Origin of the sequence: Pseudomonas sp. W15Feb34 (assembly GCF_023127765.1) — a bacterium.
In the GTDB taxonomy this organism is placed as follows: domain Bacteria; phylum Pseudomonadota; class Gammaproteobacteria; order Pseudomonadales; family Pseudomonadaceae; genus Aquipseudomonas; species Aquipseudomonas synxantha_A.
In genome coordinates this window covers 34,639-58,777 of the sequence record NZ_SPKN01000016.1, presented here as the reverse complement: position 1 = coordinate 58,777, position 24,139 = coordinate 34,639, and the positions used below count along the sequence as shown (strand labels likewise).

The following is a 24,139-nucleotide window of genomic DNA, read 5'->3' as shown; positions in this document are numbered from 1 at the left end:
TACGGGCACACCGAGCCTAAGCGAGGTGCCGAGTGGTGGGGCAAGAGCGTTTGGTTACTTTGCGCTTTTCAAAGTGACCCGCTGTAAAAGCGGAACCAATAGTGGCCGTTACCTAAATAATGGATATGTACTCGGTCTGATCCAACATCCTGGTCAACTGTCAGGTCGCCATCGGGAGCAAGCCCCTCCCACACTGCACCCAGTGGCTGCCTCAGAACTGATAGCTATACCCCACCCCCGCCGAACGCCCGCGCCCCGGCATCCCGGTCAGCACCGTGTCGGTGGAGTACGCGCCATACAGGTCATACCGCGCATCCAGCAAATTATCGCCCCACAAATAAACCTCCGACCCCCCACTCTCCAGCCCAAGGTGCAAGTCCAACTTGGCGTAACCCTTGAGGTCATAGTGGTTCTGCGGATCAGCCGGGCGGTTTTTCTGTACGCGGTAGTTGAGCAAGGTGTTCAAGCGCGGCGCGGGCAAGCCCAGCAGTTCACCCAAAGGCTTCTTCCAGGCCACACTGAAGTTTCCACTCCATAACGGCACATCCGGCACGCGGCTGCCCTTGGCCACATCACCACCGGACACACCCGGTGCGTCCGAGGTCACTACCGCATTGGTGTAGCTGATGGCACTGCCCAAGGTCAGTGCATCGGTGACATGCCAGGTGCTCGACAACTCGGCGCCTTTGCTGCGGGTATCAGCATTCACTGCGCTGACTGCCAGGGATGTGAAGTCATAACCCAGCAAGTGATCATCCTGCACACGCGTAATGAACAACGCGCCTTCCAGGCTCAGTGCACCGCCTTCGCTTTCATGCTTGAAGCCGACCTCGGCGGAGTTCACCTTGGCCGCCTTGTAGGGTTCGCTGTCCTTGATCGAGGTGGCGTAGTCGTTGAACCCGGCCGACTTATAGCCCCGCGACAACACCGCATACACATTGGTCTGCGGCGTCCAAGCGTAGCTCAGGGCCACGCGCCCGGTGTTGTAGTCGTCCTGCAAGCGTCGGCTGTCGCTGACCAGCTTGCCGCCACCGCTGTAGTCGGCGCCGTAGGTCTTGCGGTCCCAGGTATGGCGCAGGCCGGTGGTGAGTTTCCAGTCTTCGGCAATCGGGAAGGTGACTTCGCCGTAGGCGGCATAACTGTTGGTGGTGAAGTCGCGCAACTGCTTCGCGCCGTTGGTGAAGTTGTTGGAGTCAAAGCTGCGCTCGGAGCGCGACAGGTTCACCCCGGTCACCCAGAACACCTCGGCATCCGCCAGCGAACCCAGCCGCAGGTCCTGGCTCCAGACCCGCTCGTGGGCCGAGTCTTCGATCAGGTATTCAAACGGTTGACCATACAGCGCCTGGGTGATGTTGCGATCATAACCCTTGACCGCATTGAAGTCGGTGCTGGTGTAGGCGCTGATCGAGGTGATCCGGGCCTGGGCCAGGTCATGGTTGAGCTCGAAGGAATAACGCTCGTTGGTCTTCTTGTTGCCATTGAACGTACCCGGGGTGTAATCGAGACTCGGGCGATTGCCGAACGGGCGCAGGATCTCCGAGCCGGCATAATGATCGGCGCGCTGGCGTTCGACGGTCAGCAGGCCGGTGGTCCCTTCATCGTTGTCCCACAACAGGCTGCCGCGCAATGCCAGGTCGCGGGGCTTGGTCAGGGGGTCGCCATCCTGCTGGTCATCGACCCAGTTATCAAAGCCGCTGCGCCGCACGGCAAGTCGCCCGGCCAGGGACTCGGTCAGCGGCCCGCCCACTGCGCCCTCGGTCATGAACTGGCCCTGGTTGCCCACTTCGCCGCGCACATAGCCTTCCAGCTCACGGGTGGGTTTGCGGGTGGTGACGTTAATCGCGCCGGCCTCGCTGTTACGTCCGAACAACGTGCCTTGCGGGCCTTTGAGAACTTCCACTTGCTGCACGTCGAGGGTGGCCATTGCCGCGTTGCGCACCGACATCGGCACGCCGTCCACGTTCAGCACCACCGAGCCGTCATCCATGCTCATCTGGTTCAGCGAGCCGACCCCGCGGATGCGCACGTTGGCGTCGTTGGCGCCGCCCCAGGAGTTCACATCCACCCCAGGCGTGGTGCGCAAGGCATCTTCCAGGGTGCGTAACCGCCGGGTCTCAAGCGTTTTCCCATCAAGCACCGAGAGACCGAATGGAATGTCCTTGGCACTTTCCTGGGTCAACCGCGCACTGACCGTCACCGGCGCCAACTCGATGGTCTCGCTACTGGCGGCGGGTTGATAGTCAGCGGCATAGGCCGTGCACATCTGGCTGGACAAGGTCAGCGCCATGGCTTGGGTCAATACGTTGGCGCGCCAACCGAAAGGACGACGCAGCGGCTGGATAGACAGTTCAGATGACATGGCAAAGCTCCAAAAGACAGGGATGATTCAACTTCATTGCACAGGCCCCCAGCGCTTGAGCGCGGCGGCAATCACAGGATCGGAGGGCGCGCCCAGCAGGCCCTGGATCGCGGTTGGCCATCCCTGGCCGTTACGGACATCGGCGGTCAGCGCCGTGAGCTGTTCGGGAGTTTGCCCGGCGACCCAGTCAAGGCTGACCAGTGCGGCATAACTGGCGGCCCACCCCTGTTCGCGGGCATCGGCCAGGGTGCCGACGGGCTCACCGTCATTGCCCAGGGCACGGGTCAGGTCGTCGGCCATCAGCTTGACCAGCGCTGCACGGGCATCAGCACCGTCGATGTCCTCCACACACAGCAGGCCCAGCGCACCTGCCACACCCTGGCTGAGCCACAGGTAGCCGGGGGTTTGGCGCAGGTTGCTCGCCTCGACCAGCGATTGGCGGGCAAGCAGTTCGGCGATATGGGCACGGCGCGTCCAGCGCCCAACGCCTGTCGGCGCCACGTCCCAATTGGGTGACTGGCCAAGCAGTAAATGGCCATGACTCAGACGGCTGGCACCCATGCCGACAGGCCACTGACTCAGTTGTTCGACGCTGGGACGGCTGCCCAGACGCCGCGCCACACAGGCGCTCATCGCGTCCAGGTCCTCCTGCACTTCACGGGCGGTGTTCTCGCGGCTGATATCCTTCTGAGCCGACGTGGCATAGGCAAAGTCCAGCGGCCCCTCACTGCTGCCGGTAATGGCCTGGCCATCGACCTCAAGCTGCCATTGCCAGTGCCCGGCCGGTGCAACGGCATCCACCGCCACCGCAGCGCCCGTCGGCAACCGGGGCACCGCTGTCGGCAACCCGGCTTCGCTGCGCTGGGCCGGTGCACGCAACAACCGCTCGCTGTCCAGGCCCAAGCGTGGCACCACATGGTGCGCTTGCAGCCACACACCCTGAGGCCCAAGCCAGAATGCTTCACCCTCGGCAGGCCAGCCGTCAGCACTCACCGTCCAGTTCAACACCACCTGACAACCGCTCGCTGCGCACCCCTCCAACGGCACCCGCAGGTGCTCGGTGGCGTGTTCAAACACAACGGGGCGCCCCATCACGCTGACCGCGGTCACCTGCATACCCGGTGGTAACTCGGCATCGAGGCCGGTAGTGAGCACCCCATCCAACGTCCACTGGCCCACCACCTGCCGGGCGGCCGAATCGACCTGCACCTGCAACTGCCCGCCCGCCACCTGCCAGGCACTCGCCCCGGGCAGCCAGCGCCGTTCCCAGTCGGCGCGTTCGGCGCGTTGCTCGGCGACAGACTGGTAATCGCCCTGCTCCACCAAATGCCGCTGCAACAACACGCCGCTGCCAAGCAAGCCGACAGCACCCAGAGCCAGCAACACACCGGGCAAGCCGAGCAAACCGCGGCGCACGTCGCTCAATCGACGACGCTCCGGCCCACGGGGCAAGGCCAGTGCCGCGATCGCGAGCATGACCAGGCAACCGGCCAGTTTCCAACCGGCCAAGGTCGTCAGAAACGCCAGCCACGGCGCCCAGCCGGTCAGCAGCGACACGCTCACATGCGCAGGAATCGCCATGGCATAGGCCGGATAGGTGACCAGGCCCAACTCATGGTTGAGTACCAGGAAAAACGTCAGCAGCATCGAGGCGGCATACGCCAGCCCGGATCGGCGGATCAGCGCATGCACCAGCACTGTGAGCATCGCCAGCTCCACCAATGGAGGCGCGAACACCAACGCCTGATACACCAGCACAAAGCCCGGCGCCAGGCTGTCGGGCGCGGCAATCGCACTGATCAGCAAGCTGGCCAGGCCCGGCACCAGCGCAAGCGTCAAGGTCGCCAGCAGCACACAAGCCACCCGCCCCAGCAATCGCAACCACGCCGGGGCCGCAGTTGCCTGCAACATAGCGCCAAACCCTTCGACGTCATCGCGCCGGCACACCAGCCCAACCAGCGCCGCAACGATAAAGGCGATCACCAGGAACAACGCACTCGACAACAACGGCAGGGTCAGGTCCGCCCGGGGCACCATCGGCCCTCGCGCATGCCACACGCCGTGGACAAAGCCACTGAGCACGCCCATCACCAACAGCAAGCCGAGCGCCACCCACCAGAGGCGCCGGGCAAACAGCTGGCGTACCTGCCAACGTGCCTCATGCCCCAGGGCGCGCGACCATTGGCTATGGGTCAGCGGGCCAGGCAAGGTCACTGCGCCTGTCAGTAACATCGGCGGCTCCGCCAGCACTGCCCCGCTGCGTTTGCCCATCAAGCCCTGGCGCGTGGTGCGCGCCAATACAGCGGCCAATAACAGCAGCGGCACAACGCACCACAACAGCCGGTTAAGCCAGAACCCCGGGGTCAAGGCCAATAGCGATTGGGATTTCTGCGCGGCGCTCCAGGTCTCGACCTGGGCCTGGGCAAAGGTGAACAGCGACGGGTCCAGGCTGGCAGCCAACAGCGGGTTTATATGCCCCCCCTTGAGCACCACCACGGCAAACATCCACAGCAGCATCAACACCGTCGCCAACCCAAACGGTGCCGCCAGGCCACGACTGCGCAAGGCCAGCAGGTAATACAAGGCCCCAACCCCGGTGCTGACCGGCAACAGCAACGCAACCCAGGCAAACCCCAGCGCCGACCACATCGGTGCACCGATACTCTCGGCCGGCACCCAGCCGAGCCAGCCCAGTACCGGGCTGACCAGAAAGCCCACGATCAGCGAACTGGCGAGCAAGCCACCCACCAGCGCCGCGCCGATAAAGCGCCCCCACAGCAGCGCCGGCAGCGACAGCGGCAAGGCCAGCAGCACCTCTTCCAATTGCGCCTCGCGGTCGCGCAGTGCCGGTTGGGCGAACACCCAGGCCCAGGCGAAAAACAGGAAAAACATGCAACCGCACGACATCAGGTAGATCAGGCTCGGCGCATTGCGTGCGATGTCGCTGGCGCCCATTTTCTGCACATAGTCGGCATTGGTCAGGGACATCAGCAAATAGCCGGTGAGGCCCAGGAAGACCAGAAGTGGAATGCCGCTGCGCAGCCCGGCGCGCACTTGCACCCAGGCCTCGCGCATCAGAAGAGCAAAGGTATTCATGCCGCAACTGCCTCGCCAGCCTGGGCCAGCGCCAGGTAATAGATGTCTTCCAGGCGCGGCGCGTGGAGCCTGAAGCGCGGATCAGCCGGACGTTCGCCGTGCACGATCACGCGGCTGCCGTCGGGGCTCGCCGCCACATGCAAGGCGTCGGGCAGCGGCTCACCACGACCGAACGACGCCTCCCATAAACGGCCCTGCTCAGCCTCGAGCAAATCCGCCGGGCGCCCTTCGACAATAATCTGCCCAGCGGCCAGCACCGCCAGACGGCTGCACAGGTTCTCGACGTCTTCAACGATATGGGTCGAGAGCAACACGATGGACTCGGCCGCCACATCCGCCAACACTCGGTGAAAACGGTTGCGCTCGGCCGGGTCGAGCCCGGCGGTCGGCTCATCGACGATCAGCAAGCGCGGCGAGCCGATCAGGGCCATGGCGATGCCGAAGCGACGCAACATGCCGCCCGAATACGTGGCCAGCGCCCGGTGCGCGGCTTCCTGCAGGTTGACCTTGGCCAGCAAGCCCTCGACTTCCTCGCGGCGCTGGCGAGTGTCGGTACGCCCCTTGAGCCAGGCAAACCGATCAAGCACATCCCGCGCACTCACCCCCGGATACGCCCCCAGCTGCTGTGGCAAGTAACCCAGGCGACGACGCAAATGCTCGGCATCGGCCAACACATCCACACCATCCAGGTGGATGCTGCCGGCGTCCGGCTGCTGCAAGGTCGCCAGGGTGCGCATCAGGCTGCTTTTGCCCGCGCCATTGGGGCCGAGCAAACCGTACATGCCCGGCCCCACATTCAGGTCAACACCGCGCAGCGCCTCAACGCCATTGTTGTAGCGCTTGCACAAACCGCGCACCTGCAAACCCGAATCGACTGACATCCACAACTCCCTCAAGGACAAGCCCTGCAAAAGGGCGGCGAGCGACGGTAGTCAAGGGCGGCGGCGCGGCTCTACCCGATTCAAGTCATTTTCCAACCGTATCCCGCACGCTGATCGGCGTTATGCCCCACCCCTCACACGCCCGAAACCGCGCGAGGGAAACGGATACGGGGCAAAAACGATTCGATCCGGGTAGTCGAGACAATGAGAATGACTAGCATCTCCTTCCACGCAATTACCTGCCCCTCAGCGCCTGGGCCAACGCCGGTCCGGGCCCTAGCGATGAGAAGACGTTGAGCCATGGCCACTCCCAGCACCTCAACCCTAACCCTGCTGCGCCGTTCCCTGTCCGAAGCCCTGGGACAGCCTGCCGAGCAGATCCCTCTGGAGGCCAACCTGATCGAATGGGGCCTGGATTCGGTCACCCTGATCCGCCTGGCAGGCCAATGGCGGCGTCAGGGTCTGGCCGCACGTTTCGCCGAGCTGGTGGCCGACCCGCGCCTGTGCGCCTGGCTGGCCCTGCTCGACACCGCGCCGGCTCCTGCCGCGCCCGTCAATCACAGCGCCGACGATGGCCAGCCCTTCGAACTGGCCCCCATGCAACATGCGTACTGGATCGGCCGTGCCCCTGGCCAGGCACTGGGCGGTGTGGCTGCACACTTCTATAACGAATTCGACGGTCACGACGTTGACCCGGCCCGCCTGGAAGCCGCCGTGCACGCCTTGTTGGCCCGCCACCCCATGTTGCGGGCGCAGTTCCTCGACGATGGCCGCCAGCAGATCCTGCCCCGCAGTCCATGGCCGGGACTCAAAGTGCATGACCTGCGCCAGGCCGATGCCGCACAGCGGCAACACCATCTGCACGCCTTGCGCGCCGAACTTTCCCATCGCCAGTTGGCCGTGGAACACGGCCAGGTGCTGGACATCCAGTTATCACTGCTGCCCCAGGGCACGCGCCTGCACCTGAACCTCGACATGCTCGCCGCCGACGCCTTGAGCCTGCGTACCCTGCTCGGCGACCTGGTGCAGTTGTACCGCCTACAGCCGCTGCCCGCGCTGGATTACAGCTTCCCGCGTTACCTGGCCGACCTGCGCCTGGAGCACGCCAGCCCCGAGCACCGCGAGCGCCATCGACACGCCCGCGACTACTGGTTGCAGCGCCTGGACGCCTTGCCCGGCGCCCCACGCTTGCCCATCAAGAGCCAGGGCGATGAGCGCCAGGTGCGCCGCCGTCACCACTGGTTGTCGGCGTCCCAACGCCAGGCGTTCGAACGCCACGCCCGCGAGCACGCCCTGACCCCGGCCATGGCCCTGGCCGCGGTGTTTTGCGAAGCCCTTGGCGCCTGGTGCGAGACGCCTGAGCTGCTGCTCAACCTGCCGTTGTTCAACCGCATGCCTTTGCATACCGATGTCGAGCACCTGGTCGGCGACTTCACCTCCTCGATCCTGCTGGCCTGGGACGGCCGCATGACCGGCACCTTCGCCGCCCGAGCCACAGCGCTGCAACGACGCTTTCATGGCGATGCCGCACACAGTGCGTTTTCCGGCCTTGAGGTGTTGCGTGAACTGTCCCGCCATCGCGGCGAGCAAGTGCTGGCGCCGGTGGTGTACACCAGCGCGCTGGGCCTGGGGGAACTGTTCGCCGAGGGCGTGCAGGAGAGTTTCGGCCAGCCGGCCTGGATCATTTCCCAGGGCCCGCAGGTGTGGCTGGACGCCCAGGTCACCGAGCTGGACGGCGGCATTCTGGTCAACCTCGACGCCCGCGAAGGGTTGTTCGCCGAGGGGGTGCTCGATGGCCTGTTCGATGCCTATACCGGCCTGTTGCAGCGCCTGTGCCATGATGCTGCGGCCTGGGATCAGACGGTGCCGGCGCTGGTTCCCGCCAGCCAGCTTGACGTACGCCGCGCCACCCAAGGCCAGCGCACAGCATTACCGGTGACACGCCTGCACGAAGGTTTTTTCACCCTGGCGCAGTTGACGCCCGCCCGGCCCGCACTGCTGCACGGCAACCACATCATCAGCTACGGCGAGCTGGCCGAGCGAGCCCTCGCCGTAGCGGCCTACCTCGAAGGCCAGGGCGTGCAGCGCGGTGACATCGTGGCGTTGCAACTGCCCAAAGGCCCCGAGCAGGTGATCGCCGTGCTGGGCATCCTGGCGTGCAGCGCCACCTACCTGCCCATCGGCGCCGACCAGCCCGAGGCGCGTTGCCGCAAGATCTGCCAGTCGTCCGGCGCACGCTTGCTGCTCACCCGCTTGCCGCACGCCGACACCACGTTGCAAGCGCCGCGCCCCGGTGCGATCAGCGACCTGGCCTATGTTCTATATACCTCCGGTTCCACTGGTGAGCCCAAGGGCGTAGAGGTCAGCCACCTGGCCGCCGCCAACACCCTGGAAGACCTGCAACGGCGTTTGCAGCTCAATGGCGAAGACCGAATCCTGGCGCTCTCCGCGCTGGAATTCGACCTGTCGGTGTTTGACCTGTTTGCCGCGCTGGCCAACGGCGGGGCGGTGATCCTCATCGAGCCCCAATTGCAACGCGACGCCCCACGCTGGCGTGAACTGGCCGTGCAGCACCGCGCCACTGTGCTCAATTGCGTGCCGGCGCTACTCGACATGTTGCTGAGTTGCGCCGACGCCCCACTGCCCCTGCGCGCTGTATTGCTCGGTGGTGACAAGGTCGCGCCGCAGTTGGCGCCACGTCTGTGGGCCCAGGCGCCCGGTTGCCGCTTCATGGCCCTGGGCGGCGCAACGGAAGCGGCGATTCACTCGACGCTGTTCGAAGTCGCCCCCGGCCAGGCACTGCACTGGCATTGCCTGCCCTACGGCAAGCCGCTGGATAACGTCAGCCTGCGCATCGTCGACCGGCATGGCCATGACTGCCCGGATTGGGTGGCCGGTGAACTGTGGATCGGTGGCGCCGGGGTGGCCGAGGGTTACCGTGGCGACCCGGTACGCAGCGCCGAACGATTTGTGCAGCACCAGGGCCTGCGTTGGTACCGCACCGGCGACAGTGCGCGCTACCACCCCGACGGCACGGTCGAGTTTCTGGGGCGCACTGACTTCCAACTCAAATTGCATGGCTACCGCATCGAAGCCGGTGAAGTAGAACAGGCGCTGCTGGCGTGCCCCGGCGTCGAACAGGCGGTGGCGCTGCTGGTCGGCCAGCACCTGGCAGCGGTGGTGCGCCTTGCAAATGGCCCGGAGCAGCCCACAGTGCTGGAGCTGCCGGACCTGGCCGAGCGCCTGCCGGCCTATATGATTCCCAGCCTGATCCTCGGCTGCGCGCAGTGGCCCCTGACAAGCAATGGCAAGGTGGATCGCAACGCACTCAACGGCTGGCTGGCCGACCACGGCAGCGCCGTCCCTGCCCAGCTGTCGCCGCCCTGCGGAGCCATCGAACAACAGGTGGCCCGCGCCTGGCAGCAATTGCTCGGCTGTGGCGAGGTCTGCCGTGAGCACAACTTCTTTGCCCTCGGTGGTGACTCCCTGAGCGCCACGCGCCTGGTGCGCCTGCTGGCCGAACAAGGGCTGGGGGGCGCACGGATCGCCCAGGTGTTTGCCAAGCCGGTGCTGGCGCAGTTCTGCACAGGCCTGCATCAACAGGCCCAGGCCGAAACACAACGCACCGTGGTACCGGACCTCGACCAACGTCACGCGCCCTTCCCCATGACCGAGGTGCAGCAAGCCTACTGGCTGGGCCGCGACCCCAGCCTGGTATTGGGCGGCGTGAGCTGCCACTTCTACCGCGAATACGACGTCGAAGACCTCGACCTGCCACGCCTGCAACACGCATTGGCACGCCTGATCGAACGCCACGAAACGCTGCGCACGGTGTTCGACCACACAGGCCAGGCACGCATCCTCCCCCAGGTGCCCACCTTCGTGATCGGCCAGCGCTACGCCTGCCTTGAAGACCTGCGCGAACACTGTGCCCACCGCGTGTTCGATCCCGCCCAATGGCCGCTGTTCGATGTGCAGGCGGTGACCCAGGGCCGGCACACGCGGCTGGCGATCAGCCTGGACAACCTGATTCTTGATGCCCTGAGCATCCTGCGTTTCTATGCCGAACTCGACGCGCTGTACCGCGAGCCGACGCTGGCCCTGGCACCGCTGCAGCTTTCATTTCGCGACTATCAAGTGCAATCCCGTGTGGAACCTGACGAATTGCACGCCGCGCAACAGTTCTGGCAGGAACGCCTGCCCACGTTGCCGCCGCACCCGCAACTGCCCCTGGCAACCGACCCCGCCAACCTGGGCCAACCGCGCTTCGAGCGCCTGCAAGGGCAGGTCAAGGCCGATGCCTGGCAAGCGATCCTGGCCAAGGCCCAGCAACACGGCCTGACTGCTTCGGCGGTACTGCTCTGCGCGTTTGCCGAAACCCTCGGGCGCTGGAGTGCGCGCCCCGACCTGAGTCTCAACCTGACCCTGTTTGACCGCCGGCCGGTGCATCCGCAGATCGATCAGGTCATGGGCGATTTCACCTCCCTGACCCTGCTCGGCTATGCGCCCAAGGTCGGCGAACGCTGGATCGACCGCGCACGGCGCACCCAGCAGCAACTCGGCGATGCGCTGGAACACCGCTGCATCGGTTCGGTGAACTTGCTGCGTCAACTGGCGCGGCAACGCGGCGAACAGCAGGTCAACATGCCGGTGGTCTTCACCAGTGCCCTGGGGGTGCCGGATGGCACCGCCGCACCGGTAGACGGGCCGTTCGCCCGGCAGGTATTCGGCCTGACCCAAACCCCACAGGTATGGCTCGATCATCAGGTGGTGGAAGCCGACGGCGGCATCGCCCTGAACTGGGACCGCGTGGTCGGCCTGTTCCCCGAAGGGCTGGTCGAAGCCATGTTCGACGCCTACCTGCGCAGCCTCCACTGGCTGGCCGAACACGCCTGGGACGACGCGCCGCCAGACTTGCTGCCCCTGGCCCAGGCGCAACTGCGCGCCCAGCTGAATGCACCCGGCCCCGGCGTGCCGGGTGATCCGACCTTGCATCAGGGCTTTTTCCAGCATGCGCACCACGCCCCGCATCGCCCTGCGCTGTTGTGGGGTGAGCATGACAGCCTGAGCTACGGCGAACTGGCCGAACGGGCGTTGCGCATCGCCCGTAGCCTGATAGACGCAGGGGTGACAGCCGGTGACCTGGTGGCGGTGTCCCTGGCCAAGGGCCCGCAACAGATCGCGAGTGTATTGGGCGTGCTGGCCGCCGGCGCCGCCTACCTGCCAGTGGGTGTCGACCAGCCGTTGCAGCGTTGCCAGCGCATCCTGCAACAGGCCGGCGTCAGCCTGATCCTTGCCGAGCACGACCCGCAACTGCCGGGCGTCAAACATCTCAAGCCGACCCAGGCGCAAAGCGCTGAACCGCTGCACGCGCCGTTACCCGTGAGCGCCAACCAACTGGCCTACGTGATTTACACCTCCGGCTCCACCGGCCAGCCCAAGGGCGTGGAAATCACCCACCGCGCCGCCATGAACACCGTGGCCGAGATCAACCGCTGCTACGGCATCGACGCGTCGGACCGCGGCCTGGCGCTATCGGCGCTGGACTTCGACCTGTCGGTGTATGACGTGTTCGGCCTGCTCTCGGTGGGCGCCGCCCTGGTGTTGATCGACGAAGACCAGCGCCGCGACGCCCGCGCCTGGCTCAAGGCCCTGCGACACCACCGCGTGAGCCTGTGGAACAGCGTACCGGCGCTGCTCGACATGCTGCTGGAAGCCAACGCCCTTGAGCGCCAACCCCTGGCGCTGAAGGTGGCCCTGCTGTCGGGCGACTGGATCGGCCTCGACCTGCCGCAACGCCTGCGCCAACAAGCCCAGGATTGCCGCTTTATCGCCCTGGGCGGCGCCACCGAAGCGGCGATCTGGTCCAACCATTACGAGGTACGGCAACTGTTGCCGGGCTGGCGCTCGATCCCCTACGGCGTGCCGCTGGCGAACCAGGCTTACCGCGTGGTCGACGCCCTTGGCCGCGACTGCCCGGACTGGGTCACGGGCGAGTTGTGGATTGGCGGCGCCGGCGTCGCACGCGGCTATCGCCATGCGCCGCAATTGAATGCCGAGCGCTTTGTCGAGGGTTGGTACCGCACCGGCGACCTGGGCCGCTACCACCCGGGTGGGTTGCTGGAGTTTCTCGGGCGTGCCGACACCCAGGTGAAGATTCACGGCCATCGTATCGAGCTGGGGGAAATCGAAGCCGCGCTGGCCCGTCATCCCAGCGTGAACCGTGCCGTGGTGCTGGTCGAGGATCAGCGCCTGCTGGCTGCTGTCACCGCCAGCACCTGCGCCGAGGTGCTGGCCAAGCACCTGGTGCAATGCCTGCCCGCCTATATGCGCCCGGAACAGATCCTGGTGCTGGAACGCCTTCCCCTGAGCAGCAATGGCAAGGTAGATCGCCGTGCCTTGCTTGCGCCATTGGCGGCGGCTGCCCGGTCCCACTGCGCCGTGGATGAAGCCCCGCTGAGCGCCGCAGAGCAACTGGTCGCCGAGCTGTGGCAGCAATTGCTCAACGTGCCCAGCGTGTCGCGCCACGACAATTTTTTCCGCCTGGGCGGCGACAGCCTGCTGGCCACGCGGTTTCTCGAAATGCTGCGCAGCCGTGTTGGCCTGGAGTTGCCCATGGGCCAGTTGTTCGGCGCCGCCAGCCTGATGGAAGTGGCCCACGCGGTAGAGCGCCAACCCACCCCGCACACCGTTGAAGAGGGCGTCATCTGATGCCCGCGCAACCTGCCCTTATCCCAGGAGCTGCCCCCATGCCCGCCGCCAAACTGTTAAGCGAACTCAAGTCCCTGGGCGTCGAACTCTGGCCCCAGGATGGTCAACTCAAATTCCGCGCGCCCCAGGGCCTGCTCGACGCCGAGCGCCTGGCGCAACTGCGCGAGCACAAGCAGCAGATCCTGCACCTGCTGCAAACCCAGGAGCGGCCCCAGGTAATGGCCGACCCGGCACAGCGCCACGCGCCGTTCCCGCTCACCGATGTGCAGAACGCCTACCTGCTCGGCCGCCAGTCATCATTCGGCTACGGCAACGTGGCCTGCCACGGTTACCTCGAACTGAGCTGGCCGAGCCTCGACCTGCAGCAGGTCGAACACGCCTGGAACCGCCTGATTGCCCGGCACGACATGCTGCGCGCGGTGATCGCCAGCGAAGGCTCCCAGCGCGTGCTGGCCGAAGTCGCCCATTACCCGGTGGAAGTCGCCGACCTGCGCGGCGCCACTCGTGAACAGCACCAGCACGCCGTGCAGCAGATACGTGAGGCCATGGAGCAGAAGCTCTACCCTACCGATATCTGGCCGTTGTTCGAATTGCGCCTGAGCCGCAGTGACAGCGGCGACACCCTGCACTTCTCCATGGACTCATTGATTGCCGACTGGGCCAGCGCGCAACTGCTGTTCAATGAACTGGAACAGCTACTGCACGACCCCCAGGCCAGCTTGCCCAGCCTGGACATCACCTTTCGCGACTACCTGCTGGCCGAACGGGGCCTGCTCGAAGGCAGCCGCCACCAACGCGACCGTGACTACTGGATGGCGCGTATCGATGAACTGCCCCCCGCCCCGCAACTGCCGGCGCCCCTGAGCGGCGAAGACACCAGCGTGCCACGCTTCCAGCGCCACTGCGCGCAACTCGACGCGCAACCATGGGCAGCCTTGAAAAGCGCCGCCGGCGCCCTCGGCCTCACCCCGTCCATCGTGGTGCTCAGCGCCTACGTCGGCACCTTGCAACGCTGGAGCCAGCAACCCACCTTCAGCCTCAACCTGACACTGCTCAACCGCTTGCCGCTGCATCCGCAAGTGGGTCAACTGGTTGGGGATTTCACCTCGGTCAGCCTGTTGCAGGTCAATGATCCCCAGGGCCAGGATTTCACCAGCCAAGCACGCCAACTGGGCAATCAACTGTTTGCCGACCTGGAGCACCGGCTGTTTTCCGGCATCCAGGTGATGCGCGAAATCGGTCGCCGGCGCGGGCGTGAAGCGGCGTCCATGCCGGTGGTGTTCACCAGTGCTATCGGCCTGGCGATCGAACCACCTCCCGCCAGCCAGCGACAGGTCGGCCACGGCATCACCCAAACTCCGCAGGTGACCCTCGACTGCCAGGTGATGGACGACGCGCAGGGTTTGCACATCCACTGGGATGTGCGCCAAGGCGTGTTCCCCGACGGCCTGATCGAAGACATGCAGCAGGCATTCGTCGCCGAGTTGCAGTTACTGGCCCTCGACCCGGCCGCCTGGGACCACCCCATGCAAGTGCCGTTGCCGGCCTGGCAACAACGTGAGCGCCTGGCCGCCAATGCCACCGCCGCGCCGCTGCCCACCGGCCGCCTGCATGACAGCCTGCTGAGCATGGCCTGGGAACAGCCGCAGGCCCTGGCAGTGATCGATGCCCACGGCAGCCTGACCTACGCCGCCCTGATGGAGCGTGCCTTGGCAGTCGCTGCTGCCCTCAGCGCCGCCGGTTGCCGCGCCCAGGAACCGGTGGCGATCCTGATGCCCAAGGGCCGTGACCAAGTGGTGGCGGCCTACGGCGTACTGCTGGCCGGCGCCGCCTACCTGCCTCTGGACAGCCATGCCCCGGCCGCCCGCCGCGACCGCGTGCTGCACAGCGCCAAGGTGCGCCACGTGCTCGGCCAGTCCCAGGCCCTGCCCCACACGCCATTGCCGGAGGGCTTGCACTGGCATGCCGTGGATCAACTGGCGCCGACCACTTCGGACTTCCCGGCACCGCACGGCAGCCCCGACGATCTCGCTTATGTGATCTACACCTCAGGCTCCACCGGTGAACCCAAGGGCGTGATGATCAGCCATCGCGCTGCGCTCAATACCGTGCAGGACATCAACCGGCGCTTTGCGGTCAACGCCGCCGACCGCGTGCTGGGCCTGGCGCAACTGAGTTTCGATTTGTCGGTGTATGACCTGTTCGGCCCCCTCGCGGTGGGCGGCACCCTGGTGCTGCCCGACCCGGCACGCGGCGCCGACCCGTCGCACTGGGCCGAGCTGGTGCAGCGCCATCAGGTGACGCTGTGGAACTCGGTACCGGCGCAATTGCAGATGCTGGCCCACTACCTGCAAGCCGAGCCGCGCCCCCTGGACAGTCTGCGCCTGGCGTTGTTGTCGGGTGACTGGATCGCGCTGAACCTGGCGCCGCAACTGCACGCGCTGTTGCCGGGCCTGGCCCTGGTGGCCCTGGGCGGCGCCACCGAGGCTTCGATCTGGTCCAACCTGCACCCCATCGGCGCAATTGACCCCGCATGGCGCAGCATTCCCTACGGCTTGCCGCTGGCCAACCAGGGCTTTCGCGTGCTGGACAACCAATGGCGCGACGTGCCGACCTGGGTGCCGGGTGACCTGTACATCACCGGCGTCGGCCTGGCCCAAGGTTACCTGGGCGACCCGGCGTTGACTGAGGCACGCTTCTTTGCACACCCGCTCGACGGTCAGCGCCTGTACCGCACCGGTGACCGTGGCCGCTATCTGCCGGGGGGTGAACTGGAGTTCCTCGGCCGTAACGACGGCCAGGTCAAGATCCGTGGACATCGGGTGGAACTGGGCGAAATCGACGCCGCACTGCTCTCCACCCCGGGCGTGGACAGCGCGGTCAGCCTGTTCAGCGACGAACTGCTGGCCTTCGTCACGCCTGCGCGGGCCGAACCCGAACCGCTATCCGGTGCGCCGTTGCTGACGGCGGTGCAGCGCTACGCCGACAGCCAGGTCGGCAGCTTTGACCCCCAACAGGTACGCGACTATCAGGCGGACCTCAGTGGCGCAGCGTTGAGTTCGATGCTGGACGTGATGCTCAAGGCCAATCTATTCAGCGGCGCGTGGCCCGAGCCGGATGCACCCACCATCCTGCAGGCCCTGCAAGCGCAGCCCCGCCATCACTGGCTGGTGCGGCGCTGGCTCGCGGCCTTGTGTGACGCGGGCCTGTTGCACCGTGAACAGTCCCGCTATCGCCTGCTCGACAGCGCGCCAAACCCGGCGCTGGCCTGGGGCCGGGTGGAACAGGCGGTCGCATCCGGGCTGTGCAGCCAGACGCTGCTCGACTACCAGCTCAACCACGTCGGGCAACTGCAAAAACTGCTGCGCGGCGAGGTCAACCCGTTCGACCTGTTGTTCCCTCAGGGCGAGCAAGACCTGGCATTGCAGCTGTATGGCGGGGATGCCGTGTCGCGCTACAACAACCACAGCATCGCTGCGCTGATCAACCGCCTTGCTACCCACCACGAAGGCGACGGCCCGCTGCGCATCCTCGAAATCGGCGCGGGCACCGGCGCTACCAGTGCGCCGGTGATCAGCCTGCTCGATGGGCTCGAAGTGGATTACCTGTTCACCGACATGACCGCGTTTTTCCTGCCGGCGGCCAGGCAACGCTTTGCCGACCACGCCTGGGTGCGTTATGGCGTGCTGGACATCGATCAGCCCATCCGCCCCCAGGGCCTGGCCAGCAACAGCGTGGATATCGTGCTGTGCGCGGGCATGCTCAACAGCGTCAAGGACATCGACAACGCCCTCGGCCAGATCACCGAACTGCTCAGCCCGGGTGGCTGGCTGGTGTTCAGCGAGCCGACCGGCGAATGGCCGCCGATTCTACTGACCCAGGGCTTCATGATGACGCCGTCAGACAGCGATCACGACCAAGGCCGCAGTGGCTTGTGCAGCGCCGACACCTGGCGTGAGCGTATCCAGGCATTCGGCGGCGAAAGCCTGCCGGCCCTGCCCCACGCCGACCACCCGCTGGCGGCCCTGGGTATGCAAGTGTTCGCCGCACGCTTCAAGGCCGGGTTCCAGCGCCTGAGCGTCGACAGCCTGCGCAGCGCTCTCGCGCAACGCCTGCCGGACTACATGCTGCCAGCGCATGTGCAAGTACTCGACCGCCTGCCCTTGACCGCCAACGGCAAGGTCGACCGCAAGACCCTGGCCAACTGGCGCCCCGCCGTGGATACCCAAGCCGCCAGCAGCGAGCAGGTACCCAGTGACCCACTCACCGCGCAGCTGTGCCAAGTGTGGGCCGAGGCCCTGGGCCTGGCGCAGATCGGTGCCGACGACAGTTTCTACGAAAAAGGCGCCGACTCGCTGATCCTCGCCCGGGTCGCCGGCCAGTTGCGCGAACAACTGCCCCAGGCGCAACGCCTGAGCTACGACGCCTTGTTGCGGCAGATGCTCAACGAGCCGACTGTCAGCGCACTGGCGCGCCTGCTCAGCCATGGAGAAAGCGCACCGTCTGCGGTCAAGCCCGGCGATTCCCAGCGTTCATCCAACAGCAACGCCCTGGTGGTGCCCTTTGGCGGCGGCGACGTCGGCCCGGTGCGGGTGATGTTCCACGCGGCCCTCGGCACCCTGGATTATTTCCAGCACCTGGGCCGTTCACTCGCCGCTCAGCAGGCCGGCCCGGTGATCGGTTTTGCGGTGGCCGACACCGCGCAGTACCTGGCCCTGGAACCCAAGCGCCTGATTGAAAGCGTGGCCCAGGACTACGCCGAACGCTTGATCGCCGACGGCCATCAGCGCTTCCAGTTGATCGGCTACTGCCTGGGCGGCCTGCTCGCCACCGAAGTCGCCCGGCGCCTGCTGGAACGTGGCATGGAGGTGGTGGACCTGAGCCTGATCGACAGTATCCCGATGTTTATCGACACCGACGAAGAGCTGGCCTATGAGGCGATCTTCGTGCCCAACCTCAACCTGGACCCGGTAAAGACCGTGTTCGGCGCGCATATCGAAGACTACGACGTGTACCGCGCCATCGACCTGCTGATGGCCCGCGACAACCGCCGCGTACCCGCCGGGGCTATGGCTGCCTTGGGCGGCGACCCGGGCCTGGACGCGCTGGCATTGGCGGTGCAGCAACAGTCGGCGCGCAGCCAGGAAGAGCGCCTGGCCGAGTATGCGCGCCTGGCCTCCGGCCAGGCCGGGGTGCCCATCGGCCCGGAGCTGGTGCCCACGCTATTCCGAGTATGCCGCCACAGCATGCGGGCGGCGCGGTTCGACCCGCCGCCGTTCCTCGGCAACATGACCTACCTGCGCTGCCTGGAGCAGCAATCGTTCGGGATCACCGGCGGCGTCGGCCATCTGGCGGCGCCGTTCTGGGAGGACGCGTGCCTGGGGCAATTTAACCTGATCGACGTGCCGGGCAACCATTTCAGCGTCATCGAGCCACCCCACGTGCACACCGTCACCGCGCACCTGCTTGAGGCCCTTCGGAAAAACTCATGAGCACCGCACTCGATACCCTCAAACGCCCGGTCAACCGCCTGATCCGCCTCGGTGTGGTATTCGCCGCCGTCGGCGCACTGGTCAACCTGGTGCCCTTTATCGGCCTGACCGAACTGGGCCGCTTGCTGCTGGCCGGCAATGCCCACAGCCACACGTTGTGGCTGTGGGCGGCGCTGGTAGTGGTCGCCCTGAGCCTTGGCTGGATGGCCAGCGGCGTAGCGCTGTGGCTGACCCACCTGGCCGACCACCGCCTGCAATCGAGCTTGCGCGAAGCCATGGTGCGCAAGCTGGGGCGCGTGCCGCTGGGCTGGTACACCGACACCACCTCCGGCGCGGTGCGCAAAGTGGTGCAGGACGACCTGGAAGACCTGCACCACCTGGTTGCCCATCACGCAGTGGAAGTGACGGCGGCGATAGTCACCCCGCTGGCAGGGCTGATCTGGTTGGCCACATTGAACTGGCGCCTGGCGCTGCTGGCGGTGCTGACCCTGCCGATCTACGCGGTGGCCTACAGCCTGATGATGCGCGGCTTCGGCGCCAAGATGCAGTTGCTCGACAAGAGCATGACCCGGGTCAGCGCGGCGATTGTCGAGTTTGTCCACGGCATTGCCGTGGTCAAGGCGTTCGGCCAGGTGGGCCAGGCCCATCGCAGCTATCAGCAGGCGGTCGACCAGTTCAGCACGCAATACGCTGGCTGGGTGCGGCCGCTGCTGCGCCTGGAAGCGTTTTCATCGATGGCCCTGAGCGTGCCGGTAATTCTGTTGGTGAGCCTGGGGGTGGGCAGCCTGTTGCTGGCCCAGGGTTGGATTACAGCGCTGGAGTTGTTCGCCGAAACCCTGGTAGCCGTGGTGATTCCGCAGTCGTTGCTGGTGATCAACCAGAGCCTCACTGCCCAGCGCACTGCCCTCGCGGCCGCCGACCGCATCGAGGCGCTGCTTGAGGTTGAGGAACTGCCCACGCCCAAGGTGTGCAGGATGCCCCAGGGCAGTGATATTCGCTTTGAACAGGTGCAGTTCGGCTATGACCCCGAACACCTGATCCTCAATGGCGTCGACCTGCACTGCCCGGCTGGCAGCGTCACCGCGCTGGTGGGTGCCTCCGGCGCGGGCAAATCGACCCTGGCCAAGTTGGTACCGCGCTTTCACGACGTCAACGCCGGGCGGGTCTGCGTGGGTGGTGTGGATGTGCGCGAGATTGACCCGCGCCAGCTGTATCAACACGTGGGGTTTGTGTTGCAGGACGCGCAACTGGTGCACGGCACCGTCGCCGACAATCTGCGCCTGGGCCGCCCCGAGGCCAGCGATGCCGACGTCGAGGCAGCGGCACGCTCCGCGCAGATTCATCAACGCATCCGCGCCCTGCCCCGCGGCTATCAGTCGGTGATCGGCGAAGACGCGATTTTTTCCGGCGGTGAAGCCCAGCGCTTGTCCATCGCTCGCACGCTGCTGGCCGATACGCCGGTGCTGATCCTCGATGAAGCCACCTCCCACGCCGACCCCGAATCCGAAGCGCTGATCCAGGATGCCCTCTCTGCCCTGGCCCGCGGCCGCACGGTGCTGGTGATTGCCCACCGTCTGGCGAGTATCTGCGGCGTCGACCAGATCGTGGTGCTCGACCAGGGCCGCGTGCTGGAAAACGGTACTCACGAGCAATTGCTGGCGGCGAACGGCACCTATGCCCGCCTGTGGCGCGCCGGCACCGAAACCACCGCCCCCGACCTGGAGATGTCCTTGTGATCCGCAGCCTCGTGACTTTATTGGGCCCGGCCCACGCCGCACGCCTGTACCGCTACCTCGCCTGGCTGGTGACCAGTGCCGTGTTGCAAGGGCTGGCCGTGGCGTTGCTGGTGCCGATCCTGCACGCGCTGTTTGCCGGTGACCTGCACAGCGCGTCCCTCTGGCTGGCTGGCCTGGCGGCGATGGTGGTGCTGACCTGCATCGCCCATTACCAGCAGGCCATGAAGGGCTTTGCCCTGGCGCTGCTGGTGTTGACCACCTTGCATGACCGCCTTGGCCAGCACCTGGTCAGCCTGCCGCTGGGCTGGTTCAACTCCGAGAAGGTCGGGCGTCTGTCGCGCAGTGCCACCAGCGGCACACTGATGGTCACCGGCTTGTTTGCCCATTACCTGGGGCCGGTGGTGTCTGGCGTGGTAGTGCCGGCTACCGTGGCGCTGACCCTGTTCGTGTTCGACTGGCGCCTGGGCCTGACCGCCTCATTGTGCGCGCCGCTGATCTACTTCACCCATCACTGGTCGGCCGCCGCCATCGGCAGCAATGATGCGCGCGTGGAAGCCGCCGCGACTCTGGCCGGTAACCGCGTGGTCGAATTCGCCCGCTACCAGCCAGTGCTGCGCGCCTTTGGTCGCACCCAGGACGGCTACGCGCCGTTGCAGGCCGCCAACCTGGCGCAGAAACACGCGGGCGGCTCGATGCTGTCGCAGACCTTTCCCAAGTTGCTGGCCGGTGGCCTGACCGTACAACTGGCGTTTGCGTTGCTGGTGGGCGTAGGCGTCGCCCTGGCCGCCCATGGCGAAATCGACGCCATCCAGTTGGTCGCCTTACTCGCTCTGGCGGCACGTTTTGTCGGGCCGCTGGCCGAAGCGGCGGCGCGCAGTGGTCTGTTACGCATGGCCGCTAACGACCTGGAGCAACTGGTGGGCATCCTGCGCGAGCCGCCGCTGCCGGAACCCGCGGTGAGCCAACCGCTGACGGCACCCGGCACCCTGGCCTTCGACAAGGTCAGCTTCGGGTACCCCAGCGGACCAAAGGTGCTGCATAACCTGACCTTCAGCGCACCGGCGCATTCGATGACCGCGATTGTCGGCGCCTCGGGCTCGGGCAAAACCACTGTCACCCGCTTGTTGATGCGCTTTTTCGATGCCAGCGAGGGCAGCGTCAGGGTTGGCGGTGTAGACGTACGCGAGCTGTCCAACGCAGCGCTGATGGCGCAGTTGTCCCTGGTGATGCAGGACGTCTACCTGTTCGACGACAGCCTGGAGGCCAACATCCGCGTCGGCAGCCCGGACGCCAGCGCCGAGCAAGTGGCCGAAGCGGCGCGATTGGCCGGTGTGGATGAAATCGTCGCGCGCCTGCCCCAGGGCTGGAACACCCCGGTAGGCGAAGGTGGCGCGGCGCTGTCCGGCGGCGAACGCCAACGGGTATCCCTGGCCCGGGCCCTGCTCAAACGTGCGCCCATCGTACTGCTGGATGAAGCCACGGCGGCCCTGGACCCGCACAACGAAGCCTTCGTGCAGACGGCGATTCACGCCCTGATGCAAAACGCCACAGTACTGGTGATCGCCCACCGCCTGCCCACCATCATGGCCGCCGACCAGATACTGGTGCTGGATGAAGGCCGATTGGTGGAATCGGGGACGCACGCACAATTACTTGCCCAAAACGGTCGTTACGCAGGGTTCTGGCATGACCGCCAGCGCGCCGGCGGCTGGCGCTTGAAAGCCGAGGCGCAGCCATGCTGATCGGGGTGTTGGGCGCCAGTGGCGACGTGGGGCTGGCCAGCGCCCAGGCGTTGTTGACGCTGGGAGTGAACGATCTGCGCCTGGGCGGGCGCGATGCCGCCAAGGGCGCGCACTGCGTGCAGGTTCTCCAGCAGCAGTGGCCCCAAGCCCGTTTGCAATGGGCCGAAGTGGACTTCAACGATGCCGAGGCTTTGGCCACCTTCGCCCGTGGTTGCGCTGTGCTGCTCAACTGCGCGGGCCCCTCGTGGCGCGTGCAGGACCGTGCCGCGCAGGCAGCGTTGCAGGCCGACGCGCATTACGTCGACGCCGCCGGTCATATGCACCTCGACCCCGCCCAATGGCGTGGCCGCTGCGCGATATTGGGCGCAGGCCTGCAACCGGGGTTCACCGGCCTGCTGCCGCGCTGGCTGGCCGAGCAGGAATTCACCCAGGTGCGCAGCCTGACCAGCTATTTCGGCTTGCGCGATCACTTTACCGCCGTGGCTGCCGACGACTTTTTGCACGGTGCGGTGGACGGCAGCAGCGAGCCGTTGGCGGCCTGGCAACACGGGCGTCGCAGCCGCGCACTGCGGCGCCGGCGCGAGGTGTCGGTGCCGTGCTTTCCCGGCTCGGTTCACCTGCTGCCCTACCTGAACCTTGAGGGTGAACGTCTGGCCATGGACCTGAACCTGGACGTCGGCCAGTGGTTCAACGTGATCACCGACGGCTACGTGCTCAAGGCGTTTGACCAGGCTCACGGCTTGCCAAGGGCAGAAGCGGTGCAGCGCTTGTGCGAAGCCAGCCGCCTGGATCTCAGCGGCCAGGCGCCCTTCGTCACCCTGCTGCTGCAACTGGAGGGCCTGCACGATAGCGAGGTCCGGACCCGCAGCCTGGTGCTCAGTGGCGCAGGCAATGCGGCGCTCACCGCAGCCATGGCCGCGATCACGGTGATCAGCGTGGTGGAGGGTGAGATCAGCGCCGGCTGCCATGAAGCGGCCCAGGCCCTGCCGCCCGCCGCCAGCCTGGAGCGCCTGCTGTGCACCTCGGCGATTCTTAGCTTGAACCTGTTGCACGGCCCGCTCGATCAACTGCATGTCGCCCAAGAAGGTTGCCTATGAACACCGCCCTGAACGAGCTGGAACACTTGAGCCTGGGCGTGATGGCCCAGGTGTTACTGCACAGCCAGGCGTTGCCGTTGCAGGCGTGGCGCACTGCCGAGCACATCAACCAGGCCCTGGGCACGGCGGCCCGCCATGCCTGGGTGGTACGCCGCTGGCTGGCCGCGTTGACCCGTGCCGGCCTGCTGCACGAGGAAGGTAAACGCCTGGGTTGGCAAGTGCCCCCCGATGACCCGCAAGTGGGTGAACTGCCGCGCCTGTATGCCGCATTGGGCTTTCCAGCCAGCATGGCGCGCCTGCATACCCAAGTGATCGAATGCCTGCCCGACCTGCTGCGCGATCAGTTCACCCTCACCCACTTGCTGATGCTTGGCGGGGACCCGGTGAAGGTGATGGGCACCTACCAGCACAACCACTTCACTGCGGCGATCAATCAAGCCTTGGGGGCCCGGGCGCGACAAGTCAACGCCGCTGCCGGGCCGCTGCAGGTGCTGGAGCTGGGCGGCGCCGCCGGTTGCACCACCGCTACGGTGCTGACGGCGCTGCAAGAACGCGAGAAGGATTATCGCTTTACCGACATCAGCTCGCTGTTCACCAGTGCGGCCCAGCGTCAGTTTCGTCTTGAGCCGGGGATGCAGTTCGGCCTGCTCGATCTCAATCGCCGCTTCAGCGACCAGGGCATAGCGCCCCGCAGCCAAGACCTGGTGATTGCCGGCAACGCGCTGCACAACGCCCGCGACCTGCCCGACTGCCTCGGCCAGATCCGCACCAGTCTGCGCGACGGCGGCGTCTTGCTGTTCAGTGAATCCATCGCCGACAACCCGGCGATGCTGACCTTCATGCACCTGTTGCTGTCGCCGCCGGCCGATGCGCCGCTGCGTGCTGGCGATGAAGCCTTCATGGCCGTCGACGCGTGGCGCCAGGCCTTGCAGGTTGCAGGTTTTGAGTTGCTGGAGGTGTGGCCTGACGCGGGCGAACCGCTCGCTGCTGCGGGGCAGCGCTTGTTCCAGGCCAGAGGAGTTTGA

At 66.1% G+C, this 24,139-nt stretch carries 9 protein-coding genes; 6 read left to right on the top strand and 3 right to left on the bottom strand.

Features of this window, described 5'->3' with window-relative positions; translation table 11 throughout:
• Positions 1-211: 211 nt before the first annotated feature.
• The 3 genes from E4O97_RS07585 to E4O97_RS07575 are packed head-to-tail and all read right to left on the bottom strand — an operon-like array spanning position 212 to position 6,336.
• Entirely contained in the window at positions 212-2,359 is a 2,148-nt protein-coding gene (locus E4O97_RS07585) for a TonB-dependent receptor (RefSeq protein WP_248161069.1), read from the bottom strand.
• A 33-nt stretch (positions 2,360-2,392) separates the two neighbouring features.
• The gene (locus E4O97_RS07580; protein ID WP_248161068.1) at positions 2,393-5,455 is read right to left on the bottom strand and encodes a hypothetical protein; all 3,063 of its coding nucleotides are present in this window, start codon (positions 5,453-5,455) and stop codon (positions 2,393-2,395) included.
• Entirely contained in the window at positions 5,452-6,336 is an 885-nt protein-coding gene (locus E4O97_RS07575) for an ABC transporter ATP-binding protein (protein WP_248161067.1), read from the bottom strand. The genes E4O97_RS07580 and E4O97_RS07575 overlap by 4 nt, the downstream gene beginning before the upstream one ends.
• A gap of 300 nt (positions 6,337-6,636) precedes the next feature.
• Between E4O97_RS07575 and E4O97_RS07570 the strand changes: the two genes are divergently transcribed.
• The 6 genes from E4O97_RS07570 to E4O97_RS07545 are packed head-to-tail and all read left to right on the top strand — an operon-like array spanning position 6,637 to position 24,139.
• Positions 6,637-13,047, top strand: coding sequence for a non-ribosomal peptide synthetase (locus tag E4O97_RS07570; protein ID WP_248161066.1), 6,411 nt, complete (start codon positions 6,637-6,639; stop codon positions 13,045-13,047).
• Between the two features lie 38 nt (positions 13,048-13,085).
• On the top strand, positions 13,086-18,539 hold the full coding sequence (locus tag E4O97_RS07565) for a non-ribosomal peptide synthetase (RefSeq protein ID WP_248161065.1): 5,454 nt from the start codon (positions 13,086-13,088) through the stop codon (positions 18,537-18,539).
• Positions 18,536-20,275, top strand: a complete 1,740-nt coding sequence (locus E4O97_RS07560) for an ABC transporter ATP-binding protein (protein WP_216091180.1) — start codon at positions 18,536-18,538, stop codon at positions 20,273-20,275. Before E4O97_RS07565 ends, E4O97_RS07560 begins: the two co-directional genes overlap by 4 nt.
• On the top strand, positions 20,272-22,017 hold the full coding sequence (locus tag E4O97_RS07555) for an ABC transporter ATP-binding protein (protein ID WP_248161064.1): 1,746 nt from the start codon (positions 20,272-20,274) through the stop codon (positions 22,015-22,017). Before E4O97_RS07560 ends, E4O97_RS07555 begins: the two co-directional genes overlap by 4 nt.
• Complete coding sequence (locus E4O97_RS07550; protein ID WP_248161062.1) at positions 22,011-23,114, top strand: saccharopine dehydrogenase NADP-binding domain-containing protein; 1,104 nt, start codon at positions 22,011-22,013, stop codon at positions 23,112-23,114. The genes E4O97_RS07555 and E4O97_RS07550 overlap by 7 nt, the downstream gene beginning before the upstream one ends.
• Positions 23,111-24,139, top strand: a complete 1,029-nt coding sequence (locus tag E4O97_RS07545) for a class I SAM-dependent methyltransferase (protein ID WP_248161061.1) — start codon at positions 23,111-23,113, stop codon at positions 24,137-24,139. Before E4O97_RS07550 ends, E4O97_RS07545 begins: the two co-directional genes overlap by 4 nt.

Bases quoted from the DNA above. Each gene is read 5' to 3' on its own strand.
- E4O97_RS07585 (WP_248161069.1), bottom strand. From the start codon at position 2,359: ATGTCATCTGAACTGTCTATCCAGCCGCTGCGTCGTCCTTTCGGTTGG.
- E4O97_RS07580 (WP_248161068.1), bottom strand. From the start codon at position 5,455: ATGAATACCTTTGCTCTTCTGATGCGCGAGGCCTGGGTGCAAGTGCGC.
- E4O97_RS07575 (WP_248161067.1), bottom strand. From the start codon at position 6,336: ATGTCAGTCGATTCGGGTTTGCAGGTGCGCGGTTTGTGCAAGCGCTAC.
- E4O97_RS07570 (WP_248161066.1), top strand. From the start codon at position 6,637: ATGGCCACTCCCAGCACCTCAACCCTAACCCTGCTGCGCCGTTCCCTG.
- E4O97_RS07565 (WP_248161065.1), top strand. From the start codon at position 13,086: ATGCCCGCCGCCAAACTGTTAAGCGAACTCAAGTCCCTGGGCGTCGAA.
- E4O97_RS07560 (WP_216091180.1), top strand. From the start codon at position 18,536: ATGAGCACCGCACTCGATACCCTCAAACGCCCGGTCAACCGCCTGATC.
- E4O97_RS07550 (WP_248161062.1), top strand. From the start codon at position 22,011: ATGCTGATCGGGGTGTTGGGCGCCAGTGGCGACGTGGGGCTGGCCAGC.
- E4O97_RS07545 (WP_248161061.1), top strand. From the start codon at position 23,111: ATGAACACCGCCCTGAACGAGCTGGAACACTTGAGCCTGGGCGTGATG.